Here is a 23970-nt window from a genome sequence, read left to right as displayed (position 1 = left end):
TCGCGTCCTTCCGGCGTCCCCGAGCGGTCAGATCAGCTGGTGGGGTGGGGTCATCAGCTCGACGGGCAGCAGCCCGCGCAACTCGGTGAGGTCGTTGAGGTCGAGCCCCCGGATCCGGGCGAGCGCGAAGGTCTCCTCGACGACGGCGTGCACGTCCTCCATCCGCCACCCGCGCAGCTGGTCCGGCGGCACCGCGACCAGCAGGGCCTGCGGGGCCCGGGCGTCCGGCTGGTCGTAGTGGAAGGCGAGGCCGCCCAGCTCCTCCACGGCGGACCCGCCGCCGGCGGGGAGCGGCTCGGGGACGGTCTCGGTCCAGGAGTCGACCAGCAGCCCCGCCACGTGGTCCGGGTCCGGGGCGCCGTCGGTGCGCAGCAGGGCGCTGTGCCGCGCGGCGGGCCTGGAACGGGACGGCACGGGGGCCGGACCGAGCGCGATCCACCGCTGCCCGGGCGGCAGTTGGGTGACGGTCGTGCCGCACGGCGGGGTGCCGGCCAGCACCTCGGCCGCGGTGAGGGCGTCGCCGAGGGCGCGGGTGCCGGGCCTGACCCGTTCCATCTCCAGCAGCCAGTCGGCGCGCTCCTCCTCGCCGGCGCCCTCGGGGCCGGGCGCGGTGAGCGCGGCGCCGGCCGGGGTGCCGCCGAGCCGCAGTTCGGGCAGCACCGGCAAGGTCCCGGCGAGTGCGGAGGAGACCGCGGCGGTGATCGCGGTGACCCAGCCGAGCGCCTCGGACGGCTCCTGCGGCGGCGGCCCGGGCAGCGGGCGCAGCGGTGCGGCGGCAAACCGGTCGAGGACCGCCTGCGCGTGGCTGCGCAGCGCTTCGATCGCGGCGTCGTCGGCGGGTGGGCCGAGGGTGTAGGCGGAGGTCACCCCGAGGTCGGCCAGGGTGTCCAGGGTCCTGGAGACGGCCTCCGCGAGGCCCGGCAGCACCTTCACCTGTTCGACCAGGGTCGCCACGGCGGTGGTGGTGGCGGCGTGCCAGGCCGTGACCCGTTCGGCCAGCCCGGTCAGGTCGGCGCCGGCCCGGTCGTCGTCGCCGTCCTGGTCGAGGTGGGTGGTGAGCAGCGGTTCGGCCGAGGCCAGGACTGCGGCCAACGCGCCGCAGAGCAGCCGCAGTTCGGCGAACCTGGCGGCGCCGGGACCGGTCACGGGCGGGGTCGGCGCGGGCGCGGCGCGGGTGGCGGCCTGACGCAGCAGGCGGCGGGCGAGGGCGGTGTCCTGGCGGGCCGGGTCGGTGTCCCCGGTGCCGGGCGGCCCGGCACCGAGCACCACGTCGAGCGCGCACACGCCGAGGTCGGCCAGCGTCAGGGTGAGCGGTGAGCCCGGGTCGCCGAAGTCGAACCGCCAGCCGGCCGGCTCGCCGAGCCGGGCCTCGCACCAGCGTTCGAGGGCCGGTGCCAGCCGGGCGAGCGGCCGCGACCCGTCCCAGCCGGCGACCTCTCGCGTCGGTGCGAGCACGCCGATCCGGTACGTCAGCGCGGTGGCGGCGCGCGGGGTCCGGATCACCTCGAACTCCTGCGGGAGGTGGTCGCCGCGGGCGATGCCGTCGGCGGCGGTGGCCGCCCGCTGCGCGCTGCCGCCCACCAACTGGTGGACGCTCTCGGCCAGCAGCAGGTCGCCGACCGCGTCGACGGTGTCCTCCAGGTCCTGCACCAGCGGGGTCGCCGGGTCGAGCAGCGGCCGGTCCTCGGCGGGGAGATCTCCCAGCAGGTCCTGGAGCTGGCGGCCGTGGGCCAGCCAGTCGTCCAGCAGCGCCTGGCCGTCGAGGACGTCGCGGGCCGCGATCGTGGTGCGGGCGAGATCGCTGTCGGGGGCGGTGGGGTCGACCATCCGGGGGAGCGGGTAGCCGGCCCGCAGCGGTGCGATCAAGGCGTCCAGGCCCGCGTCGTGCAGGGCGCGTTCCAGGCGGTAGCCGAGCAGCGCGCCGAGGTTCCGGCCGGAGCGGACGCCGTCCACGACGGCGAGCGCGCGGCGGACCCGGGCGGCGCGCAGGTCGACCGCGAACGCCTGGCGGTCGCTGTGGCCGAGCCAGCCCGAGCGCAGCACGGCAGCGGTCACCGCGTGGTGCAGGGAGGGCGCCAGGAGGTAGCCGTCGTTGGTCCCGGGGGAGCCGTCGCCGGCGGGTTCGGGCGGGTCGCCGGGGACGGGCTCCGGCGGGGGCAGCGACTCCGGGCGCGGGTGGAGGTCGCAGACCCAGCCGTACGCGCCCAGGTGGATGCCGTCCGGGCGGCTGCTGCGGGTCCTGGCGAGGCGGGCGGTGGCCACCGAGGACATCCAGGCGTCCAGCCGGTGGGTCTGGGTGTCGAGCACCTCGCACAGCAGCCGTTCCAGGCGCGGCAGGTCGGCGTACGGCAGGTCGTCGCCCTCGCCGCCGGGCCGCCCGGCCGGGTCGGTCGGGGCGGTCTGGGCCGGTGTCGGCGGGGTGACCAGCGACAGGTCCTCCGCCGCGGCCAGCTGTTCGAAGGCCAGCGCGGCCCAGTCGTAGATCTGCGGGACGAAGCCGGCGTCCGTCGTGAGGTCGCCGCCCTCCAGCCGGACACCGGCCGGCGGCACGCTGCCGGCCCTGAGCAGCTCGCCCAGCCGGAAGGCGTAGGTGTACATCAGGGAGGTGGCGTAGTGGTAGAAGAGTCCGATCCGCCCGGTGCCCATCCCGTCCAGGGCGGAGCGCAGTGCGGCCACCCTGGCCAGCAGCTCCGGTGCGGGCGTCCCCCCGGCGGTCACCTGGGGAATGGCCTGCTGCCAGAAGTTCCACATGAAGCGCAGCGGTCGGGCCCGCGCCAGGTCCACCGCCTCGGGGGTCGGGTCCTGGTCGAGCAGGAACTCCAGCGGTGTCGGGAAGGCGGTGAGGTCGGGCGGCGGTGCCCAGGCGAAGAACGAGCGGTGCGGCACCGTGCCGGTCGGCGTGTCGGGCGGCGGCTGGAAGGGCGGCGAGACCGGGTCCTGCATGACGTGGCGCAGCCGCCGGGAGGCCGGCAGCCGGTGCAGCAGATCGTTGACCACCTCGTCGGGGTCGCCGCCCGCGCCCACCCCGGGCGAGCGGAAGGCCTGCGATTCGATCAGCGTCCGGAAGCCCGAGATCTGGTTGAGGACCCGCAGGTCGACCTCGGTGCCGTGCCACAGGTCGAGCGAGGTGACGGGGAGCAGGCCGTACGGCTGGTTGCCCACCCGCAGTGTCGGCAGCAGGCCCCGGCCGCGGACGTGCCGGACGTAGTGCGAGACCAGGTAGGTGAGGTCGGGCTGCCCGCCGCCGTCGATGGTCTGCCAGTTGATGGAGGAGGCGGCGAAGGCCCCGGCCGCGCCGTGCAGCAGGGCCAGCAGGTCGTGGTCGTCGGAGGCCAGTCCGTCGGTGACCGCGGCGAGCACCCCGGCGGCGGTCGGGCCGAGGGCGGTCGCCGCCCGCGCCGCCGCCTGCGTGCTGCCGGGGGTGAGGGCGGCCCGCTGGGCGGCGACGAGGTCCGGCGGGGCCGGTGGGGTGCGCGGGTGCCAGGCGGAGCGGGTGGAGTCCGTGTTGTTGGTCGGGGTGCCGGTGGGCAGGACGGCCAGGCCGTCGGTGCAGCGGTGCGCCTCCAGCAGGGTGGTGAGCAGTTCGGTGGTCCGCGCGCAGCTGCCGCCGCGCACGCCCGCGACGGTGACCAGGCTGAAGTCGGTGCGCAGCCCGGCCAGCGGCACCCGCACGCCCAGGCCGACCCGGACGGCCTCGTCGAAATCGGTGAGCCAGCGCGGCGGCACCAGCGACTCGGGGGCGGGGCCGACGTCCAGCTGCTCGGCGATCGGCTCGCCCTGTTGCCGCCAGAGCAGGCCGATCTGGCCGTCGCCGGTGGTCTCGTAGCCGGAGAATACCAGCCGGTCGGGCAGCACGTAGCTGTGCGCGGCCCGGGTGAAGGTGCCGGCGCGGGCCGGCGGTTCGGCGGCCCACGGGGCCGGGTCGGGCGCGGTGGCGTCCGGAGCGGTCTCGACGGCCGGTGCGGGGCCGGCCGGGTGCAGCGCCCCGACGGCCCAGGCGGCGCGGTCGGGGCCGATCGCGGCCGCCAGGGTGGCCCAGGCGGCGGTCCGGCGGTCCGCGTTCGGTCCGGCGGCCCAGACGGCCCGCCAGTACGCCTCGGTGGCGGTCCGCTCGTCGGGGGTGAGGGCGCTCTCGTGCGCGTCGACGTGGATGTCGTCGGGGAAGGCCCGGATCCACAGCTGGGGTTCGGCGCCGCCGAGGCCCCGGTACACCGTCTCCAGCCGCAGCGGGAGCAGCAGCAGCGGGTCGGCGCCGTCCTCGGGCCACAGCGCCGGCTCGGCGCTCGCCAGTTCGCGGTAGGTCTCGCGGGCCTGCTGGTAGCGGGTCTCGGCGGCGTCCGCCTCCTGGCTCGCGCCCAGGTGTTCGTTCTCCAGACCGGTCTCACCGGCCAGCACGCGTTTCTCGTAGCCGGCCAAGCCGGTCCTGGACCAGTCGAGGGCGACGCGGGCGTCGCTGACGGCGCGGTGGGCGCCGGCGATGTCGTTGCTCACCGTGGTGCTCCCATCAGGCTGCGGGCGGTGCGGAGCAGGCGGAACGGGCGCTGCAGGGTGACCCGGGCGACGTCGGCGGAGTTCCAGGCCCGACCGGCGGTGCGCGGGTGCTCCTGCTCCTCGAGCGGCTCGGGCTGCGGCATGCCGCCCAGCGAGGCGAACGCACCCGCCTGCACCCGCTCCCAGTTCAGCTCGTCCCAGGACGTCATGCCGGCGCCGATGCCGGGCGCGGTGTCGTAGCCGAACCGCAGCCGGTGGCCGTTCTCGGCCAGCACGATCCACCAGTCGTGGATGGACTGGCCGGCGGGCAGCTGGAAGGCGTAGGCGCAGGTGCGCTCGTCCATCGGGAGCACCATGATCGGCGCAACCCAGCTGTCCGGCGCGAGCAGCGGGTCCTGCACGGCGGCGGGCGGGACGGCGGCCACCACCATGCCGGGGTAGCGGCGGACCAGCCGGCCCCGGATCAGCAGCACGTCCAGGCCGTTCGCGTCCAGCGCGAGGTGACTGCCCAGCGCGCCGTCGAGCGCCCAGCCGTGCACCGGCGGGATGTCGGCGAGGCCGTCGGGCCGCGGCCAGAAGTGCGTGAACGGGCTGCCGCGCAGGTCGGTCGGGTACTCCCGCCAGCGCATCTCCCGGTTGATCTCGTCGTTGGCCCCGACCATGAACGCGGCGATGAACGGGCCGTTGGCGTGCAGCAGCACGGCCCGGTCCTCGGGGATCGCGGCCGCGCCCGGCAGGAACCAGTCCGGCTCGGCCTCCTTCAGCGCGAGCGCCATCGCGGCGGGGAAGTCCGGGCAGTCCATCACCGGCTCCGAGACCTGCTCGGGCAGGGCGACCGGCGACCCGCTCGGTACGGTGACGAGGTCCGCGAGCCGGGCGGCCAGCAGCGGGCCCGGGTCGAGCGCGCCGGCCAGCCGCTGCGCGATGGCGTCCGGGTCGACCGGCACGCCGTACCGCAGGAGTTGGCTGCCGGGGTCGTCGCCCATGTCCTGCGGCCCGGTCATCGCGGTGTTCGGTTCGGGCAGCACCATGCCGAAGTCCTCCGGCGGCGCGGTCAGCGCGCCGGCGAGTCCGGGGACGAGCGGTGCGACCGCACCGGGGTCGAAGAGCTGCTCGGCGGCGAGCAGCCCCGCGGAGTCCGGGCCGCCCGCGGCGAGCCCCTGCCCGCCGCCGACCAGCTGCCCCACCGTCGGGCCGAGGACCGAGGTGATCGCCCCGGCCTGCGCGGCGAAGCCGTTCGCGAGCGCGGCCGGGGCCAGCGCGGACATCGTCCGCAGGACACCGGTGGCGTGCCGGGTGGCGGCGGAGCGCAGCGCACCGTCGACCCGCCCGGCGAACGGCTCGCCCGCCGCACCCTCCACGGGGGGAGCCTCCTGCGGCTTCGTCACCAGCGGCACGGGCAGCGGGGGCAGCAGCGCGCCGGCGAGCGTGCGCCGGGCCAGGCTGTCGCCGTCGAGCGCGGCCCGCCGGGCGACCGGGCCGCGCCGGCGCAGCAGCCGGTGGAAGGCGGTGCTGGTGAGCGCCGTCGGGGCGGGGCTGACCGCGACCTCGGTGCGCAGCGGCAGGCCGCTGTCGGTGCGGACCCGGTCGCCGACCGGCGCGGCCAGGGCCATCAGCTCCCCGGGCGAGAGGGTCCGCAGGTTGCGGCGGTGCAGCGATCCGGCGACCCGGCTGCAGAACGCCGCCCGCTGCCGCCGGCGGTTGGCCTCCCGGATCTCGCCGACCCCCTCCCACGCCCGGGCCATCAGGAACTCCTGGTTGTCGCGCACCCAACCGGCCCCGAGCGCCGCCGCGATCCGGCTCTCCGGGTCCAGGTTGAGGTCGGCGAGCCAGCCGGTCGCGCTCGGCGCGATCGACCGGCTGACCACCGGGTGACCGCCGTACAGGGGTGGCGCCAGCGCGGTGTCGGTGCCGCGGTCGATGTGGGCGGCGACCCGGGTGCGGAAGTCGTCCAGCGCGGCCCGGGTCGCGGTGCCGGGCGGCGGTGCGAACAGCGTGAGCACGCCCTGGACGGTGATGGTCTGCCGGCCAGCGGCGGCGTCGCCGGTGGCGAGCGGGTCGCCGTGCAGCCAGGGCCGGGTGATGTCGACGGTCCGCCCGCCGAGCGGTCCCGCCTCCTCGGGCGTCAGCGGCACGACGGCGGTCGCCAGCGCCTCGAAGTCGCCCTCGGTGCCGGTGCGGAAGGTCCAGGAGTGGTAGACCGGCAGCCGGAAGCGGTCGGTGCCGGGGAACGGCCAGGCGTCGCCCAGCTGGTCGATGTCGGCGAAACCGCCGCTCAGCCCGGCGCTCACGCCGCTCTGGAAGGCGGGCACCAGACAGGCCAGGTAGTCGGTGCCGGGGCCGAGGCGGCGGGGGCAGAGCAGCCGGGAGATCAGCGGGCCGGGCCGCCCGGCGGGCCGCTGGAGGTGCGCCCACTGCCAGGAGTCGCCCAGCGGCGGCAGCAGGCCCGCCTCCACCTCGACGGACGCCAGCGGGTTCCCGGGCCGCAGGGGGTGCCCGGCGGCCTCCACCACGATCAGCACCAGCCACGGCCGCAGCCGCCCGTCGACGGCCTTCGCCGGGGTGAACAGCCACGGCAGCTCGGGGGAGTCGAACTCCACGCAGGGGAGGTAGTTGGGTTCGACGTCCGTGCTGCCGGGCGCGGGCTCCACCCGCACGATGTGCCGGGTGTCGAGGCCCACCACGCCCTCCGGGCCGAGCATCCGCAGGCCGTGGCCCTCCACCGGCACCCGCGCGCCGCGCGGCCCCGACAGGGTCAGCGTGGGCGCCAGCTCCGGCGGCAGGGCCGGGTCGGCGGTGCGGATCGCCGCACCGATCGAGGTCTGCAGGTAGGGGGCGAACTCCAGGTCGTCGTCGGTCATCGGGGCCGCACCTCCCAGCTCTCCACCGCGCGCAGGCCGGGCCGGCCGGCCAGCAGGCCGCGCAGTTCGGCCGCGGGCGGTGCCGCGCCCGGCACCCCCACCGGCGTCCTGAGCGCGGTCATCGACCAGGTGGACGCCGCCGCGAGGGGCTGCTGCGGTGCCACCCGCAGCCCGGGAGCGGCGGCCCGCCACCAGCGGGCGTCACGGATCGAGGCGGCGAGGGCCACCTGCTCGGCGTGCACGTGGGCGTGGGCGCGCACCATGCGCCGGATGCGCGAGCGCATCGGCACCGGGTCCCGGACGATGGCGGTGTCCCAGCCGAGCCTGGTCCCGACGAAGGCCGCGTCCTCGGGCCCGGAGAGGTCGGGGACGTACTGCACGCCCGACCGGTAGCGGGCGAACGCGTCGGAACCCAGCTGCTGGTCCTCGGTCAGGTCCAGGAACTGCCCCGGCGCGAACGAGTCCTCCACCGCGCCGCCGCGCGCGTCGTCGTCGCCGAGCCGGGCCGCGGCGATGTCCCACCGCTCGGGCGGGTCGACCACGCTGCGCCCGAAGCGGGCGATGTCCACGCCGAACGGCAGCACCCGCTGGCGGGCGGCGAGCCGCCCGTGCGGGTGCACCCGCTGCCCCTCGGCCAGCAGCCGGTTCGCGGACGGCGACAGCCGCACGGGGGAGCGCTCGGCGCCGGACGGCGGCAGCACGCTCCACGCGGACGGCTGCGCGAAGGCCTTGACCAGCTCACCGGCCAGGTCCACCGGCACGCCCGGCAGCGGCGGGGGCCCGCTGCCCCAGCGCGTCTCGAAGTTGAACGAGGCCTTGAACAGGAACAGCCGGAGGTGGCCGCGCCCGACCGCGTGCCACGGCGTGGGGCCCTCCAGCGTCAGCTCGAACGCGATGCCGAGCAGGGTCTCCCCGAACACCTCGACCGACAGCGCGCCGCGCATGGCCGCGGTGAAGGCCATCGCCGGCTCGAAGTGGATCAGGACGTCCAGCGCGAACTGGCCGCGGATCCCGCAGTCCGCGATGTCCGCGACCAGGAAGAGCTTCGCCCCGAACTGGACGGTGTTGCTGGTCACCGCGAAGTACGCCTCGCAGCGCAGCTGCAGCCAGGACGCCGGGGACAGGTTCATCGCCAGCCGGCGCAGCGCCGGCACCCCGCGCGGGACGGGGAACGCCGGGTGGAAGCCGCCCGCGCTGAGCACGAACACCGGATCGGGGCCGCCGCGGCTGAGCACCAGCACGTCACCGTCGAGCGGGATGCCCGCCATCCGCGAACCGGTCAGGCCCGCCATCAGGAAGGCGCTCGGCTCGGCCGTGTCGTACTGGCCGGCGAACGTCGCCCTCAGCTCGATCACCGGCGCCGCCGGGTCGGGCACCATCACCCGCAGCACGCCGAGCACCGACAGCCGCACCGGGTCGGGGAGCTCGGCGACCACCGCCGCCGACAGGTCGACCATCCGCCCGCCCCAGGAGATCCGGAACATCGGGCCGACCACGATCCGCCCCGGGACGGTCGGGAACAGCGCCGACAGCCGCGGCATCACCCGCAGCGCGGCCTCCACCGGGTCGGGCGGGAACAGCAGCTCGCCGGCCGTGCCGTCGGCGATGCAGGCGATCAGGGTGTCCCGGTCGATGGCCTTGTTGACGCCCACCACGCCGCCGATGCCGCTCACCGCGAAGCCCAGCCCGATCTGCAGGCCCGGCTGCGGGAAGGTCGCGCCCATCAGCACGACGAACGCCGGCGGGCGGCCCAGCGAGATCTGGCCGAACGCCGTCACCGTGGTGACCGGCAGCGCGGCGCTGAGCACCCCCGAGAACTCGGTGAACCCCTGGCGATCCAGCTGCCCGCGCAGCCGCACCGGCGGCAGCGGCAGATCGATCTCCAGCGTGGCCGGCAGGTTCTGGTCCGCCAACCTCTCCAGGTCCAGCCCCGGAACGGCTCCCATGACGCACCTCGCTCCTCGTCGTCCTCGCGGTCAGGTCCAGGGGGTGACGGTGAGGGCGATCCGGGCACCCTCGCCGAGCACCGGGTGGCTGGTCGCCGGCAGCGGGATCTCGGCGCGCCACGCCCCGGCCGCCGGATCGAGGTCCGCCAGCGGCGGGCCGCTCGGCACGTAGTCCCGGATCGCACCGTCGACGGTGCTGTTCCACACGGCCCAGACCGCGGGCGCCGGCCCGGTGGTGTCCACGTCCACGATCAGGATGTCGTCCAGGTCGGCGGTCTGTTCCAGGTGGTCGCCGAAGCTGAGGAAGCCGTCCACCCGGTGCAGCGACAGCACCCGCAGGTGCAGCGCGTGGCGCGCCGGACCGGCGCCCCCGCGCGGGGCCAGCCGGCTGCACAGGAAGGTGGTCACCAGCGGCACGTCCGGCTCGGGCCCGCCGTCCTCGCGGCTGCGCGGCAGCTGCACCGGGCACCAGTGCGCGGCCGTCTGCTCGTGCATCACGATCGGCAGGCCGCGCACCGACAGCCGCACCTCCGCCTGCCAGTCCACCCCGTCGCCGGCCGGCAGGCTGTGCCCGACCAGCGCCGACGCCACCCGCAGGTCGCCGAACAGGAAGCGGCGCAGGTTCTGGTAGCCCTCCTCGGAGTTGACGAGCCCGTAGCTGCCGCTGTGCGAGCGGTGCACGTACGCGCGGTGCGCCCCCGGCACGTAGGCGTTCTCGATCTGCACCAGCCCGTCGCTGCGCGCCCCGACCACCGCGGACGACAGGCCCGCGGCGACCTGGTAGTCACCCGGGTCGGTGCCGACCAGGCAGAACACCCGCTCCGCCGGGAAGCCGCCGCCCAGCAGCCGGGCGTCCCAGCCCTCGCCGGGCCCGTCGCGGTCCTGCAGGGCGGCCGGCGTCAGGTACTCGTACATCCGGCGCGGGCCGAAGATGTCGGCGCCGTTGATGCCGGTGGCGTCGCGCAGCCGCTCCAGCAGGCCGAGGCCGTGCTCGAAGGCGATCCCGCCGTGCGGGGTGCCGTAGGTGAACAGCTTGTCGACGTACCCGGCCGGGTCCTCGCCCCGGTCGGGCAGCACCTTCTGGAGCAGGCAGCGGCAGATCAGGCCGCCCATCGAGTGCGCCACCAGGTGCACCCGCGGCACGCCGGCCCTGGCCCGGACCTTCTCGATCAGGGCCAGCAGGCTCGCGGCGGCGTCCTCGAGGCGGTACTCGTGCGGTTCGGCGCCCCAGCTGCTCGCCGCGGCGTCGTAGAACCGGTGCACCCAGACGGTGTTGGCCGGCACCTCGGCGGCGCTGTCGAGGTAGGCCTCCTGCCCGCCCTGGACCCGGATCTGGTAGCCCTCGTCGAGCAGCAGCCGCAGCAGCGGGCCCTCGAACTGGTAGAAGCTCGGCTCGTTCCCGGCACCCACCCGGATGTGCGTCGAGCCCTCGTTGAAGCCGTAGAACGGGTCCGCCACCGCTTTGTCGATCCCGTGGGTGTCGCCGGCGAAGCCGCGGACGTACACCACCGGCAGCAGGCCGGCGACGGGCGGATCACCGGTGCGGTCCTGGTCCCCGGTGGCCATGGGAACCACCGCCCTCAGCGCTCGCCGTCGTCGGCCGGCCGGCGAGCGACTGAATCGTGGCGGGCGACGGAAGGGCGCGGAATGCCACGACCGGCTTTCGGCGGACGCTCCGGAACGTGACCGGAATTACGGGCGGTCACCATTTCGGCTGCGAACCACGGATGGTGACCGCTTTTCCGGGGAGGAGCCTTTCCGGCGCGCGCACCACCGGCCCGATCGGGCGGAGTTTCCAGGCGGGTTGGGAAGCGCCAGGCCATGACGACCCATCTCCTCAAGAGCGGACCGGCGGGCGGGCAGCGCTCTCGGCAGCGGCGGAAAACGGTATGTCATTCAGTTTAGGTCCGCGCCTCGGGGCCGTCCAACGTTGTCCCGGGAAATTGCCGACAATTCCCGTACCGGGCTGGACCGGGCCCGGTGCCCGGGGTGACAATGGCGTCATTCCGTCAATTCGTCACCTCCGGACACCAGTCGACCCGCCCGTGGTCGGCCCGGCCGCCGGGGGAACTGGAGGTCGTCATGACCGCGACCGCGACCATTCTGAACGTCTGGTGCCTGCACGCCGCGACCGGCACCGACACGGGGGTGAACCAGGCCGTCGCCAACCTGGCCGAATCCATCCCGCTCGACGAGCTCGGCGCGGGCTCGCTGGAGGACATCGTGCGCGCCGTCCCGGCGGCCGTGGAGATGATCGACACGGCCCGCTCGGACCCGGACGACCTGTACCTCACCACCGACACCGGCGGCGGCCTCGCGCAGAGCATCTGGCCGGGCGGCGAACAGACCGTCAGCATGCAGGCCGGCCAGTCCGCCTCGCCCGGCATCCCGGTGCCGGTGTCCTTCGCCCAGAACCTCTCGCTGTGGGACTTCGACACGGTCTCCAGCGACGACCTGCTGGGTTCCGTACGGATCCTGGAGGAGGAGCAGGGCCGCGGCACCATCGCCAAGCTCGCCAAGTCCGACGTGGAGGGCTCCGTCTACTACGTCACCTACGCCGTGAACTGATCACCCGGCGCAACCACTCCGGGCAGAAGGTCCACACACCGTCACCACCCGGGCCGGCCCGCCCGCGAGCGACACCGCTTGCGTGTCGTTCCGTGCTGCGCCGCGCTACGCGGGCCGGGGCGGGCGCAGGACGTGGCGGACGGCGGCGCGGAGCCACTGGTGGGCGCCGTCGGCGGTGTGGCGCGGGTGCCAGGCCATACCGATCGTCAGGGGTGGCAGCGGGAGCGGGATCTCCAGCAGCACCAGGCCCATGGCGCGGGCCGCGTCGCCGAGGGGGGAGGGGGGCTCGCCGGGCAGTGCGGTGGGGACCAGGCAGACCGCGTCGCCGGTCGCCGCCAGGGCCATCGCGGCCAGGTGGCCCGGCAGGACGGCGCCGACCCGGCGGCTGAGCCCCTGCTCGGCCAGCGCGGCGTCGAGCGGGCCGGTGAAGCGGCCCCGGCGGCTGACCGCCACGTGCTCGGCCGCGGCGAGGCCTTCGGGGGTCAGGGGTGCCTCGGCGAGCGGGTGCCCGGCCCGGACGGCGGCGGCCATCCGGAGCGTGACCAGTTCCTCGACCCGGGTCTCCGGGTCCACGTGGCCGATCGACCCGACCTCCAGGTCGACCCGGCCCTCGCGCAGCGCCGGGCCGGCCTCCCACTCCTCGGCCAGCACCCGCAGCGAGACGCCCGGTGCCCGGCGCCGGGCCAGCCCGAGCAGACCCGGCGCGAGCGCAGCGCCGACCAGGTCGGCGGTCTGCACGGTGAAGGTGCGCCGCAGCGCGCCGGGGTCGACCCCGCCGCTCGGGGTGAGCAGCGCCTCCAGCCGGCGCACCACCGCGGCGGCCTCCTCCCGCAGCGCCTCGGCCCGCGGGGTCGGCACCATCGCCTGACCGGCCCGCACCAGCAGCGGATCCTGCAGCACCCGGCGCAGCCGGGCCAGGGTGCGGCTCATCGCGGCGGGCGAGGTGTGCAGCCGCGCGGCGGCGCGGGTGACGCTCTGCTCGGTCAGCAGGGCGTCCAGGGCGACGGCGAGGTTGGCGTCGAGGTTCGGGTCCGGGCTGGTCACCTGGGTTGTTCCATTCCTGGCAATGATTGGTTGCTGAGGTTCCCATTGTGGCAATACCACCCGGGTCGACACCATGAGGGAGTCGTACCGATCCCCATCCAGACCGTGAGGTTTTCATGATCGTCATTACCGCCCCCACCGGGAACATCGGCCGCCGGCTGCTGTCCCTGCTGGTCGAGGCCGCTCCGGCGCGCGGGGAGGAGCTGCGGGTCGTGGTCCGCGACCCGGCCCGGCTCCCCGCGGCCGTCCGCGGGCAGGTCGAGGTGGTCGTCGGCTCGCACGGCGACGCCGCGACCGTCGAGCGCGCCTTCGCCGGGGCCGACGCCGTCTTCTGGCTGGTGCCGCCGGACGCCTCGGCCACGCCCGAGGCGGTGTGGACCGACTTCACCCGCCCCGCCGCGCGGGCCTTCGCCGCCCACGGCGTCGGCCACGTGGTCGGCGTCTCGGCGCTCGGCCGCGGCACCCCGCAGGCCGCCCGGGCCGGGCTGGTCACCGCCTCCCTCGCCATGGACGACCTGATCGCCGACTCCGGCGTCGCCTACCGCGCCCTGGCCAACCCCTCGTTCTACGAGAACCTGCTGGAGGAGGCCGACTCGATCCGCGAGCACGGCGTCTTCACGGACACCGTGGCCGCCGACCGGGCGGCCCCGATGGTGGCCGTCGCCGACATCGCCGCGACGGCGGCCGAACTGCTGCTGGACCGCTCGTGGACCGGCGTCGGCAGCGTCCCGGTGGTCGGCCCGCAGGAACTGTCGCCGAACGACCTGGCCCGCATCATGTCCGAGGAACTGGGCCGCCCGGTCCGCTACCAGCGCCAGCCGCTCGACGAGCTGCGCGCCACCCTGCTCGGCTACGGCCTCAACGCGGAGTTCGTCGAGGGCATCGTCGACATGAAGCGGGCCAAGGACGAGGGCCTGGACGCCGGTGTCGAGCACTCGCCGCTGGCGGGCGTCGACTTCGCCCGGTGGTGCGCGCAGACCCTCAGGCCCGCCGTCCTCGCCACCCCGGAGGCGACCGATGTCCACTGACCGAACCGAACCGCCGGTCACCGCGTTCATGCTGGTCAAGACCACGCCGGAGTGGCTGGCGATGTCCGTCGCCGAGCGCGTCCACGCCTTCACCACCCAGGTCGTCCCGGTGATCGAGTCCCGCACCAGCGGCGTCCGCTCCCGCTTCTACGACACCGAGTTCTACTCGGCCCGGGTCACCGACGTCTGGGTCTGGGAGGCCGACGACCACGACGCCTACCGGCTGCTGATCGACGCGCTGCGCGAAACCCCTTTCTGGGACCGCTACTTCGACGTCGTCGACCTGCTGGTGGGCACCGAGAACGGCTACGCCCGCACCTACGACCTGGAGCCGCTGACGACCTTCTCCACCTGACCGCCGAGCCGCCCGGCCGGTGCCTCCGCCCCCCGCGGGAGGCACCGGCCGGCCCGCGTCCGGGCCACGGTCAGCCCCGCCCGGCCCGCTCCTCGCGCCGCCGGGTCAGTTCCGCGACCGCGCTCGGGAAGGTCGTCTCGAAGTCGATCAGCTTCGCCCAGGTCGGGGCGACCACGATCCGGACCATGGCCTCGTACAGCGACCCGGCGCCGGCGTCCCACTCGGCCCGCTGCTGCGGCGTCATGTCGGGCACGCCGTTCGCCAGGAGGAACTCCTCCGGGACGCCCTCGACCTCGTCCAGCTCGGCCCGGCCCCGGAGCAGCAGGATGGCGGGCGGCCGCGACTCGGTGTCGATCGTCAGGGCGACGGCCGGGTTGTGACGCAGGGCCCGCAGTTTCGGGGCGTTCGTGGGCGTACACATGACGATCTCGGCCCCGTTCCAGACGAACGCGATCGGGATCGCCCGTGGTGTGCCGTCCTCGGCCACGTAGGCGAGGCGGGCCAGCCTGCGGGCCAGGAGTTCCCGGCCGAGCGGACGGTTCAGCACCTCGGTGATCCGGCTGGGCTGCACGGGCGGCACCGCCTTTCGAGGGTCGGGGCGCACCGGCCCCGGCCGGGCGCCCGGGTGGTGGGAGGGCTCGGTCGGACGGTATCGTCCTGCACCCCGGTCCCGCGCAGGCGGCCGGCGTGCCGGTGGGTCGCCGGTCACGACGGGGGGAGGCCGCCGGGGACGGGGGTGAACTCCAGCGGGAGGGCGACCGGTCCGCGGGTGTAGAGGCCGCTCTCGCGGTACCGGGTGCCGGGGGAGTGGCGGACCTGGTCGAGCAGCGGGAGCAGCATCGCGGCCACGGTCTCGATCTCGGCCTTGGCGAAAGCCGCGCCGACGCACTGGTGCAGGCCGGCCCCGAACGCGAGGTGCTGGGCGGCGGCGGTGAAGGACCGGGCGGCGCCCAGATCGGGCCGGTGGAGGTCGAAGGTGTCGGGGGCGGCGAAGGCCTCCGGGTCGCGGTTGGCCGCGCCGATCAGGCAGAACACGGTGGCACCGGCCGGGACGGTGGTCCCGGCGAAGGCGACGTCCTGCTCGGCCCGGCGCGGGATCAGCTGGACCGGCGGGGTGTACCGCAGCGTCTCCGCGATCGCGGCCGCCAGCAGGGCCGGCTCCCGGCGGACCGCGGCCAGCTGCTCCGGGTGGTCGATCAGGTGCTTGAACAGCAGGGCGAGGGTCTTGTCGGCGGGCTCGGTGGCGGCCACCAGCACGTTGAGGACCAGCGCGGTCACCTCGCGGTCGGTCAGCGCGACGCCGTCGTACTCGGCGCCGCACAGCTGCGAGATCAGGTCGTCACCGGGCCGTCGGCGCCGCTCCTGGATGACGGGGCGCAGGTACGCCTCCAACTGCTCGGCGCTGTCCAGGCAGTGCCGGCGGCGCTCGGGGGTGAGGGTGATGCTGGTGATGAACTCGGCGACCCCGGCGTGCCAGCCGGCGACCAGCTCCCGGTCCCGCCGGTCCAGGCCGAGCACGTCGAGCGTCACCCGGACGGCGAGCGGTCTGCCGAGGTCGTTGACCAGGTCCACCCGGCCGAGCGGCAGGAACGGGGCGAGAAGTTCGGCGGCGTTCGCGCGCACGGCGCGGACCTGGTCCTGGAGGGCCCGCCCGGAGAAGCTCCGGACGACGATCTTCCGCTTGGCGGTGTGCTCGGCCCCGGTCATCTGGGCCAGGACCGGCCCCCGCATCACCGGCTCGGCGCGGACCTGGAGCGGAGCGGTGCTGAACGCCGCGTGGTCGGTCAGTACCCGCCGCACGTCCCGGTGGCGGGAGAGGAAGTAGCTGTCGATCGCCGGCTCGTGGAGCACCGGCGCCCGCTCCCGCAGGCCGGCGAAGTACCGGTAGGGATCGGCGGCGAAGTCCTCGGACAGGACACTGAACCGGGTGTCGGCCGTGGGCATGAGGGAGGGCCTTCCGGGCGAGGGGGCACGGGCCGGCGGAGCCGTCCGGTCGCGGCGTGGGGTCCGCCGGGGCTCGTCGGGCAGGCCCCGGGCCCGGCCCGTCGCCCGCGGACGCCGGGAACGCAGCTCCCGTTCGCCCCGGGGCCGGGACGTGCCGCGACGATTATTCACCCCGCGCCGGGGCCGGCCTCCCGCCGGTGCCGGGCCGGCCGCCCCGGAAGGTTCACCGCCGCGCGGGCGCGCCCGCCACCACCCCGTACGTGACCAGGCCGTACACCAGGTGGGGGACGGCGTCCGAGACCCAGTCGACCGCCGACCAGGTCCGTGGGTCGCTGACCCCGAGCCCGGCGATCGGCAGGTCGCTGGCGGCCATCGCGAGCGCGGCGGTCACGGTCCCGCCGACCCACACGGGCAGCCGGATCCCGCCCGCCCGCAGGACGGCGACGGCCACGCCGACCCCGGCGCCGACGGCGATCCCGCTCAGCGCGCCGAGCCCGGTCAGCCGTGCCTCGCGTCGGGCGCCCTCACCCGGCACCTCGAGGCCGACCTTGTGGGCGGCGGTGTCCACGATCTGTTCGGGGACGCTGCTGGTGGGTCTGCCGCGCAGCGCCATGTCGGCGTAGGCGGTGGCATTCAACGCGGTCGTCCCGGCGGCACCGGCCACCGCACCGCGGATCACGGTTTTCATCATGTGATCAGCCTGCCCGGCCGTACCGGCTCCACACCGCCTCGCTCCCGTGGGCGCCCCCGGACCGGTGGTTGAACGTTGAACGCGATGTCCGAATGCCGCCGGATCCCGGCGCCGCCCGCGCCCAGGATGGAGTCATGTCCGAGCACGAGACGAGGAGTTCGATCGCCATGACGACGATGACGGCGGCCCGGGGCGGGATCGCGAAGCTGGACGGGAAGGTGGCCCTGGTGACCGGTGGTAGCCGGGGGATCGGCGCGGCGGTGGCGCTGCGGTTGGCCGAGGACGGCGCCGACGTCGTGGTGACCTACCGCGACGGCGCCGAGCAGGCCGAGGCCGTTGCGGCCAAGATCACCGCGATGGGCCGGCGCGGGTGGGCGGTCCGGGCGGACAGCGCCGACCCGCAGGCGGTCGGGGCGGTGGTGACGGCGGTGGCCGACCGCTTCGGCCGCCTGGACATCCTGGTCAACAACGCGGGCATCGGCGTGCTCGGCCCGATCGGGGAGATCGCGCCGGCCGATGTGGACCGGGTGCTGGAGGTGAACGTCCGGGCACCCTTCCTGTTCGCCCAGGCCGCCGCCGCCCACCTGGCCGAGGACGGCCGGATCATCACCATCGGCAGCTGCATCGCCAAGCGGGTCGCGTTCCCCGGCGCCTCGCTGTACGGCACCAGCAAGGCGGCGACGATCGGGCTCACCAAGGCGCTGGCCCGGGAACTCGGGCCGCGCGGGATCACCGTCAACGTGGTCCACCCCGGCCCGATCGACACCGACCTGAACCCCGCCGACGGGCCGGCGGCCGAACTCCAGGCCTCGCTGACGGCGCTCGGCACCTTCGGCCGGGCCACCGACGTCGCCGCCACCGTGGCCCACCTCGCCGGCCCCGACGGCCGCTACATCACCGCCGCCGAGATCGCCGTCGACGGCGGCTTCGCGGCCTGAGCCGGGCGCCGGGGCCAGGGCCGGGTCCGGGCCCCACGCTCGGTGGGAAGCCCGGCCCCGGCCCGCCGCGATCGGCTCTCGGCCTCCGAATCGACGGCCGCGCGCGGCTCAGAGCAGCTTGATGGCCGTGATCCAGGCCTTGTTGGCGTCCACGACCCGGTTGCTCTCGCCCCGCCACTGCCGGGCCGGGGCCCCGTTGTCGGTGCGCCAGTCCGCGATCTCCAGCAGTGCGGCCGAGTTGAGGTTGGACAGGCCCAGCTCCTTGCGGGAGCCGATCGAGCCCGCGTACAGCCAGCCCTGGTTCCAGCCGCCGGTGCAGCTCCACTGGCGGGCGGGTGCGCCGTTGTCCATGCGCCAGTCCGCGATCTCCAGGCACTTCCCGGAGTTCCGGTTCACCAGCATGGTGATGCCGTGGGCCTGCTTGAGGTCCCAGAGCTGGTTGGCACCGCCCGTGCAGGTCCACTGGCGGGCGGGGGCGCCGTCGTCGGTGCGCCAGTCGGCGATCTCCAGGCACTTCCCGGAGTTCGCGTTGACGACGGTGGTGGACGACGGCATGGTGAAGCCGCCGCCCGCCGCGGCGGCCGGGGTGGCGGGCAGTGCGGTCAGGAGCGCCAGGGCGGCGCCGGTGACGGCCGCGGCGGTGCGCGGCAGGTCGAGCGGTGTACGGCTGGTCATCGGAGTCCGATCCCTTGAAGGAGCGTGCGTGCGGGACGAGGCCGGGATCGCCCGGATGTGGATCGCTCCGGTCCCGTGCCGGCCGGGCGCCGGGCTCACGCCCGAACGACCCGCCCCCTGTGGCCCGGGGTCACCCGCCGGGCCGCCGGCACCGGCGCATCATAGGACAGCGCACCGACGGGTGATCAAGTCGATTGCCGGGCCCGCCGACGGGTTCAGTCCGTGCAGGTGGTGCCCGCCGCGGGCAGGGCGAGGGTGGTCAGGTAGCGGTTGGTGGCCTCCTGGACGCACCGGGACAGCAGGAACATGCTGTAGTCGTCGCCCTCGCGGCCGAGCACGACGCTGCCCGGAAGCTGGCCCGCCATCGCCGCGCCGGCCTGGAACGGGGCCAGCGCCTGGTGGGTGGACTGCAGGATCAGGGCCGGCGGCGCGCCCTGCACGGCGGCGCCCGCCTTGACCGGCTCGGCCGGGTCCGGCCAGCCCAGGCAGCCCGCGATCGCCTGGTACGAGCGCACGGCGCCGCCCAGGTGCGGGGAGACCCGGGACAGGTCCGCCTCGAGCCGGGAGAGGTCGGCGAAGGTGTGCACGGGGTTCGGGTTGTCCAGGCAGGCCGGCACCTGGACCTGGACCGCGTCGAGGGTGTCGTCCGGGTCGTGGGTGAAGCCGCCCGCGTCGCCCGCCCGGGCCTTGGCGATCGCCGTGCCCAGCTCCGGCCAGGCGAGGCCGGACAGGGTCAGCAGGTCCTGGGTGGCCTCGCGGATGTCCTCGCCGGTCAGCGGCGTGTGCGCCGAGCCGCCGGTCGGGATCGGCTCCCGGTCGGCGCGGGCGACGAGCGCGTCGTACTCGGCCGCGACGTCGTGGCCCTGCAGGGCGCACTCCTTCGACCCGGTGCACCAGGCGGCGAACCGGTCGAACGCGGTCTCGGCCGTGGTCGCCTCCTGCGTGACCCGGGACAGCGGATCGCCGGTGTCGTCCAGCACGGTGTCCAGGACCATGGTGCGCAGCCGTCCCGGGTTCAGCGCCGCGTAGGTGCGCCCCAGCAGGGCGCTGTAGTGGATGCCGTACCAGTTCAGCTGCTCCTCGCCGAGGGCGCCGCGGACCGCCTCGAAGTCCCGCGCGGTGCTGGTCAGGTCGACCTTGGCGACCAGCGCCCCGTTGCGGCGCCGGCAGTCCTCGGCGAAGGACCGGTTGGCGGCGATCAGGGCGTCGTACGCGGCCTGGTCGTGCGGGAAGTGGCTGACCCCGGCGGGCTTGGCGGCCTCGCCGCAGCGGATCGGCGTGCTGTGCCCGACCCCGCGCGGGTCGACCGCGACCAGGTCGAACTTCGCGGTCATGTCGCCGGCGAACTTCGGCATCCCGATGTGCATCGCCAGCCGCAGCTGCTCGATCGACGAGCCGCCCGCGCCGTCGTTGAGCAGCAGCGTGCCCTTGCGGTGCGCCTGGTCGTCGGCCGGACGGCGGACCAGGGCGAGGCTGATCCGCTCGGCGTCCGGGTGCGACCAGTCGACCGGCACCCGGATCGACCCGCACTGCATCTGCCGGAAGTCGCTGTCGGTGCAGGCGTGCCAGTCGATCGTCGCGGCCGGACGGAGGTCGCCGCCCTCGGTGTACGCGATGGCCGACACCGCGGTCGTGGCGACGGCGGCGACCGCGGCGACGGCGCCGACGGCGGTCCAGCGGCGGGCTCTCCGGTTGTTCGTCATGGTGCTTCCTTCGGTCTTCCCCGAGCGGGTGCCTCGTCCGGTGCGGGAGCGAGGAGGCTGCGGCGGTGTGCGGTGGTGGCGGGTGCACGGGCGGAGGTCCGCGTCCGTGCACCGTTCATGACGCACACACTCCCGGCGGACGCTGTCCACATTCCAGGCCGGACGGGGTACGGGGACTGTCCACCGGTGTCTGCCCGTGTCCACCGGGGCGCGCATGCACGACCGGACGCCCCACCCTCCGAGGAGGGCGGGGCGTCATATCTGATGATGCGTCACATCTGTACGGTGGAAGCCGGGTTCACCTGGCCTCGGCCAGCCGGAGCGCGTCCGGGCCGGCCGGGAACCTCAGCTGGCCCGTGGTGTCGTGCACGGCCCGCCAGACAGCCTCGGCGACGTCGCGCTCCTCGGTGAACAGCTCCTGCCCGGTGAAGTCGGCCATCGCCTTCCGGACCCAGGGCGCGTACGGCGGCGGCACCAGCTCGTCGGGCGCGCCGCCGGCCGTCGCCCGCCCGGCGAAGTTGGTGGTCAGGCAGGCGCCCGGCTGGACGGTCTTCGCCCGTACCCCGAACGGCTCGAGCTCCAGGGCGAGGGAGGCGGTGAACCCCTCGACGGCCATCTTGCTCGCCTTGTAGACGGCCGAGAGCGGCATGTGCCCCAGCACCACGCTGGAGGTCACGTTGACCACCACGCCGGAGCCGCGCTCGCGGAACCCGGGCAGCACCGCCCGGGTGGTGGCCAGCACGCCGAAGGTGTTGGTCTCGAAGACCTCCCGCACCTGGTCGGGCGAGGTGCCCTCGAAGACGCCGATCGACGGGATGCCGGCGTTGTTGACCAGGGCGTCGAGCGGCCCCGCCGCCGCCAGTGCGGCGGCGATGCTGTCCGGGCTGGTCACGTCGAGCCCGAGGACGCGCAGCCGGTCCGACGCGGGCAGCACGCCCGGTCGGGGCGTGCGCATCGTGGCGACGACGTTCCAACCCTGGGCGTGGAAGTGGAGGGCGGTCGCCCGGCCGTAGCCGGACGAGGTCCCGGTGATCAGTACCGTCTGCATGACTGCGTCCCCTGCGATGGTGTGGGATCCGCGCTGCGGCAGGCACGTTCCTGCCGCGCGGAACAACTCGTGATCCCAGTGAACCGCTCTGACCAGGGGGGATGGTAGAACGATCCTCGCTGCTCCTTGCACGATCCTGCCGCTCGGGTGCCGCCGGGGCTCAGGGTAGGGCGGTCGCCGGGGTCGGTGCGCCACCGCGCAGCCGGGCCGCGTCCTGGCTCGGCGGTGCCCCGAAGTGGCGGCGGTACTCGCGGCTGAACTGCGACGGGTTGTCGTAGCCCACCCGCCGGCCCACCCCGGTGACGTCACCCGGGCTGGTGGTGAGCAGCAGCCGGGCCTCCTGGAGCCGGATCTGCTTCTGGAACTGGATCGGGCTCAGCGCCGTCACCGCCTGGAAGTTGCGGTGGAAGGCGGAGACGCTCATGCCCGACAGCCGCGCCACGTCCTCGACCCGGAACGACTCGGCGTAGTGCTCGCGGATCCAGCGCACGGCCCGGGAGACGTGGCTCAGCCCGCTGTCGGCCAGCCCCAGCTGTCGGACCGTCTCACCCTGCTCGCCGGTGATCAGGCGCCAGAGGATCTCCCGCTTCACCAGCGGGGCCAGCACGGCCCGGTCGCGGGGCTGGTCGAGCAGGCGCAGCAGCCGCACCACCGCGTCCAGCAGGGTCGCGGGGGCGTCGCTCACGGCGATCCCGGACGGGGCGCCCGCGCCCGCGCGCGGCACGCCGCCGGGGCCGGCCTGGAGCAGCACCTCCGCCACGGCCGCCGGCTCCAGCACCAGCCCGAAGCCGAGCGCCGGCTCCTCGGGCGAGGCCCGCAGGAACTGGCCGGTGACGGGCAGGTCCACCGAGGCGACCAGGTACTGCCCGGGGCCGTAGGTGAAGACCCGGTCGCCGAGCGCGAGCCGCTTGGCGCCCTGCGCGATGACGGCCAGCACCGTGCCGGACATCGCGGGCGCCGGGGGATCGGACCGGTCGACCTTCGAGACGAGGACCCCGTCGACGGCGGTGGTCCAGTCGGGCCGGGCGTGCCGGGCCAGCAGGGTGCGGAACTCTTCGAGCGGCATGCCCCCATTGCACCACCCGCGGCCCGTCCCCGCTCCCGGCCCTGCTCCCGGCCCGGAGAGGATCGTGCAAGCAGCCGAGAGCATCGTTCTACTCCTGCGCAGGCCAGGGCAGTTGAATGGAACCACCGCACTCCGCCGCACCACCGCCACGGAAGAGGATCCGATGATCGCGACCTACGGTTTCACCGCCACCCTGACCGCCCGGCCCGGCCTCGGCGACCGGCTGGTCGACCTGCTGCTGACCGGCCTGGACGAGGGCGCCCCGGGATCCGGACCGCACTGCCTGGTCTACCTCGTCTCCCGCTCCGCCTCCGACCCCGACGTCGTCCAGGTCACCGAGGGCTGGACCAGCGAGGAGGACCACCACCGGGTCTTCGCCGGCGCGCCCGCCCGGGCGATCGCGGGGCAGATCGACGCTCTGCTGGCCGAGCAGCCCGCGTACACCGACCACGTCCCGGTCCGCGGCCGGGCCTCGTTCTGACCACGGCCGCGGCCAAGGCCACGACCGCTGACGTCCATCCCGGAGGAGACCGCACGATGACCCCCGCACGCCCCGCCCTCGACCCCGACCTGCACGAACTCCTCGCCGACCAGCCCCTGATGACCACCCTCACCCCGGAGCTGCTCGCCCAGCTGCGCCGCCTCCCCACGCCCCCCGTCGACACCCTGCCCACCCGCCGGCGCTTCGAGCGGCGCGAGCTCGCCGTGCCGGTCGCCGACGGCACCCCCGTCCCGCTCTCCGTCCTCACCCCCGAGCCCGCCGACCCCGCAGATCTCGCTGGCCCGGCCGCCGGCGCACCCTGCGTCTACTGGATCCACGGCGGCGGAATGGTCATGGGCGACCGCCACTCGCAGCTCGACATCCCGCTGGAGTGGCTGGACGAGTTCGGCGCGGTCGTGGTCTCGGTCGACCACCGGCTCGCCCCCGAAGCCACCGGCACCGCCCTGGTCGAGGACTGCTACCGCGGGCTGCGGTGGACCGCCGACCACGCGGCCGAACTCGGCATCGACCCCGCCCGGATCGTGCTCGCCGGCATCAGCGCGGGCGGCGGCCTGGCGGCGGCCACCGCCCTGCTCGCCCGCGACCTCGCCACCCCGGCGATCGCCGCCCAGATCCTGATCTGCCCGATGCTCGACCACCGCAACACCACCACCTCCAGCCACCAGTACGCCGGCGGCCCCGGCGTATGGACCCGCGAGATGAACGAGTTCGGCTGGCGCGCCCTCCTCGGCGACCTGCCGGACGAGGAGGTCGGCCCGTACCTCTCACCGGCCCTCGCCGACGACCTCGCGGGCCTGCCGACCACCTACATCGACACCGGCTCCGCCGAGGTCTTCCGCGACGAGGACACCGACTACGCCGCCCGCATCTGGGCCGCCGGCGGCCAGGCCGAGCTCCACGTCTGGGCGGGCGGCTTCCACGGCTTCGACGCGCTCCACCCGCAGGCCCCGATCTCCGCGACCGCCCGCCGCACCCGCACCGAGTGGCTCGCCAGGACCCTGGCGTCGACCCGCGCCACGTCGCCCCGCTGAACCCCCGGCAGGCCGCCGGGCACCCGTCGGGCGCCGGTCCAGGGGCGCGGCGGCCGGGTGCACCGGCCGATCCGGGCAG

General features: G+C 75.3%; 18 protein-coding genes. 6 read left to right on the top strand and 12 right to left on the bottom strand.

Annotated elements, in window-relative coordinates:
• Positions 1-27: 27 nt before the first annotated feature.
• From ABT014_RS25260 to ABT014_RS25245, 4 genes are read right to left on the bottom strand one after another with little or no spacing between them, the layout of a single operon-like run.
• A complete protein-coding gene (locus tag ABT014_RS25260) occupies positions 28-4491 on the bottom strand; it encodes a hypothetical protein (protein WP_350641424.1) in 4464 nt (1487 codons plus the stop codon).
• On the bottom strand, positions 4488-7352 hold the full coding sequence (locus ABT014_RS25255) for a hypothetical protein (protein WP_350641422.1): 2865 nt from the start codon (positions 7350-7352) through the stop codon (positions 4488-4490). The genes ABT014_RS25260 and ABT014_RS25255 overlap by 4 nt, the downstream gene beginning before the upstream one ends.
• Positions 7349-9298: a DUF6603 domain-containing protein gene (locus ABT014_RS25250; RefSeq protein WP_350641421.1), complete on the bottom strand. Its 1950-nt coding sequence runs from the start codon at positions 9296-9298 to the stop codon at positions 7349-7351. The genes ABT014_RS25255 and ABT014_RS25250 overlap by 4 nt, the downstream gene beginning before the upstream one ends.
• Before the next feature lie 30 nt (positions 9299-9328).
• Positions 9329-10864 (bottom strand): esterase/lipase family protein, encoded by a 1536-nt coding sequence (locus ABT014_RS25245; protein WP_350641419.1) that lies wholly within the window; start codon positions 10862-10864, stop codon positions 9329-9331.
• A 516-nt stretch (positions 10865-11380) separates the two neighbouring features.
• On the opposite strand from ABT014_RS25245, the gene ABT014_RS25240 reads away from it, so the two are divergent.
• Positions 11381-11866, top strand: a complete 486-nt coding sequence (locus tag ABT014_RS25240) for a hypothetical protein (protein WP_350641418.1) — start codon at positions 11381-11383, stop codon at positions 11864-11866.
• 105 nt (positions 11867-11971) lie between these two features.
• On the opposite strand, the gene ABT014_RS25235 is transcribed toward ABT014_RS25240, so the two are convergent.
• Complete coding sequence (locus ABT014_RS25235) at positions 11972-12910, bottom strand: LysR family transcriptional regulator (RefSeq protein WP_350641417.1); 939 nt, start codon at positions 12908-12910, stop codon at positions 11972-11974.
• Between the two features lie 116 nt (positions 12911-13026).
• Between ABT014_RS25235 and ABT014_RS25230 the strand changes: the two genes are divergently transcribed.
• On the top strand, positions 13027-13938 hold the full coding sequence (locus tag ABT014_RS25230; RefSeq protein WP_350641416.1) for an NAD(P)H-binding protein: 912 nt from the start codon (positions 13027-13029) through the stop codon (positions 13936-13938).
• Positions 13928-14293: a darcynin family protein gene (locus tag ABT014_RS25225; RefSeq protein WP_350641415.1), complete on the top strand. Its 366-nt coding sequence runs from the start codon at positions 13928-13930 to the stop codon at positions 14291-14293. Before ABT014_RS25230 ends, ABT014_RS25225 begins: the two co-directional genes overlap by 11 nt.
• Before the next feature lie 70 nt (positions 14294-14363).
• Here the strand turns inward: ABT014_RS25225 and ABT014_RS25220 are convergent, their stop codons facing one another.
• The 3 genes from ABT014_RS25220 to ABT014_RS25210 all read right to left on the bottom strand — a co-directional run bounded on the left by ABT014_RS25220 (position 14364) and on the right by ABT014_RS25210 (position 16928).
• On the bottom strand, positions 14364-14864 hold the full coding sequence (locus ABT014_RS25220; RefSeq protein ID WP_350641413.1) for a pyridoxamine 5'-phosphate oxidase family protein: 501 nt from the start codon (positions 14862-14864) through the stop codon (positions 14364-14366).
• Positions 14865-14998: 134 nt separating this feature from the next.
• The gene (locus ABT014_RS25215) at positions 14999-16237 is read right to left on the bottom strand and encodes a cytochrome P450, cyclodipeptide synthase-associated (protein WP_350641411.1); all 1239 of its coding nucleotides are present in this window, start codon (positions 16235-16237) and stop codon (positions 14999-15001) included.
• A 223-nt stretch (positions 16238-16460) separates the two neighbouring features.
• Entirely contained in the window at positions 16461-16928 is a 468-nt protein-coding gene (locus tag ABT014_RS25210; RefSeq protein WP_350641410.1) for a hypothetical protein, read from the bottom strand.
• A 167-nt stretch (positions 16929-17095) separates the two neighbouring features.
• Here ABT014_RS25210 and ABT014_RS25205 point away from each other — a divergent pair, with 167 nt between their 5' ends.
• A complete protein-coding gene (locus ABT014_RS25205; protein ID WP_502895095.1) occupies positions 17096-17866 on the top strand; it encodes an SDR family NAD(P)-dependent oxidoreductase in 771 nt (256 codons plus the stop codon).
• A 108-nt stretch (positions 17867-17974) separates the two neighbouring features.
• Here the strand turns inward: ABT014_RS25205 and ABT014_RS25200 are convergent, their stop codons facing one another.
• The 4 genes from ABT014_RS25200 to ABT014_RS25185 all read right to left on the bottom strand — a co-directional run bounded on the left by ABT014_RS25200 (position 17975) and on the right by ABT014_RS25185 (position 22358).
• Positions 17975-18541 carry an RICIN domain-containing protein gene (locus ABT014_RS25200; RefSeq protein ID WP_350641408.1) on the bottom strand — a complete coding sequence of 189 codons (567 nt, stop codon included), beginning with the start codon at positions 18539-18541 and terminating at the stop codon, positions 17975-17977.
• Positions 18542-18756: 215 nt separating this feature from the next.
• Complete coding sequence (locus tag ABT014_RS25195; RefSeq protein WP_350641407.1) at positions 18757-20244, bottom strand: alpha/beta fold hydrolase; 1488 nt, start codon at positions 20242-20244, stop codon at positions 18757-18759.
• Positions 20245-20542: 298 nt separating this feature from the next.
• Positions 20543-21292 (bottom strand): SDR family NAD(P)-dependent oxidoreductase, encoded by a 750-nt coding sequence (locus ABT014_RS25190; RefSeq protein ID WP_350641406.1) that lies wholly within the window; start codon positions 21290-21292, stop codon positions 20543-20545.
• A 160-nt stretch (positions 21293-21452) separates the two neighbouring features.
• Positions 21453-22358, bottom strand: coding sequence for an AraC family transcriptional regulator (locus tag ABT014_RS25185; protein WP_350641404.1), 906 nt, complete (start codon positions 22356-22358; stop codon positions 21453-21455).
• A 163-nt stretch (positions 22359-22521) separates the two neighbouring features.
• On the opposite strand from ABT014_RS25185, the gene ABT014_RS25180 reads away from it, so the two are divergent.
• Together ABT014_RS25180 and ABT014_RS25175 are read left to right on the top strand one after the other, a co-directional pair.
• Complete coding sequence (locus ABT014_RS25180; protein WP_350641403.1) at positions 22522-22839, top strand: putative quinol monooxygenase; 318 nt, start codon at positions 22522-22524, stop codon at positions 22837-22839.
• A gap of 56 nt (positions 22840-22895) precedes the next feature.
• On the top strand, positions 22896-23891 hold the full coding sequence (locus ABT014_RS25175) for an alpha/beta hydrolase (protein ID WP_350641402.1): 996 nt from the start codon (positions 22896-22898) through the stop codon (positions 23889-23891).
• Positions 23892-23970 lie beyond the last annotated feature (79 nt).

The sequence above is a fragment of the Kitasatospora sp. NPDC094015 genome (genome assembly GCF_040304075.1).
In the GTDB taxonomy this organism is placed as follows: domain Bacteria; phylum Actinomycetota; class Actinomycetes; order Streptomycetales; family Streptomycetaceae; genus Kitasatospora.
The sequence above is the reverse complement of the archived record's forward strand: the minus strand, read 5'-3'. Positions and strand labels throughout refer to the sequence as shown.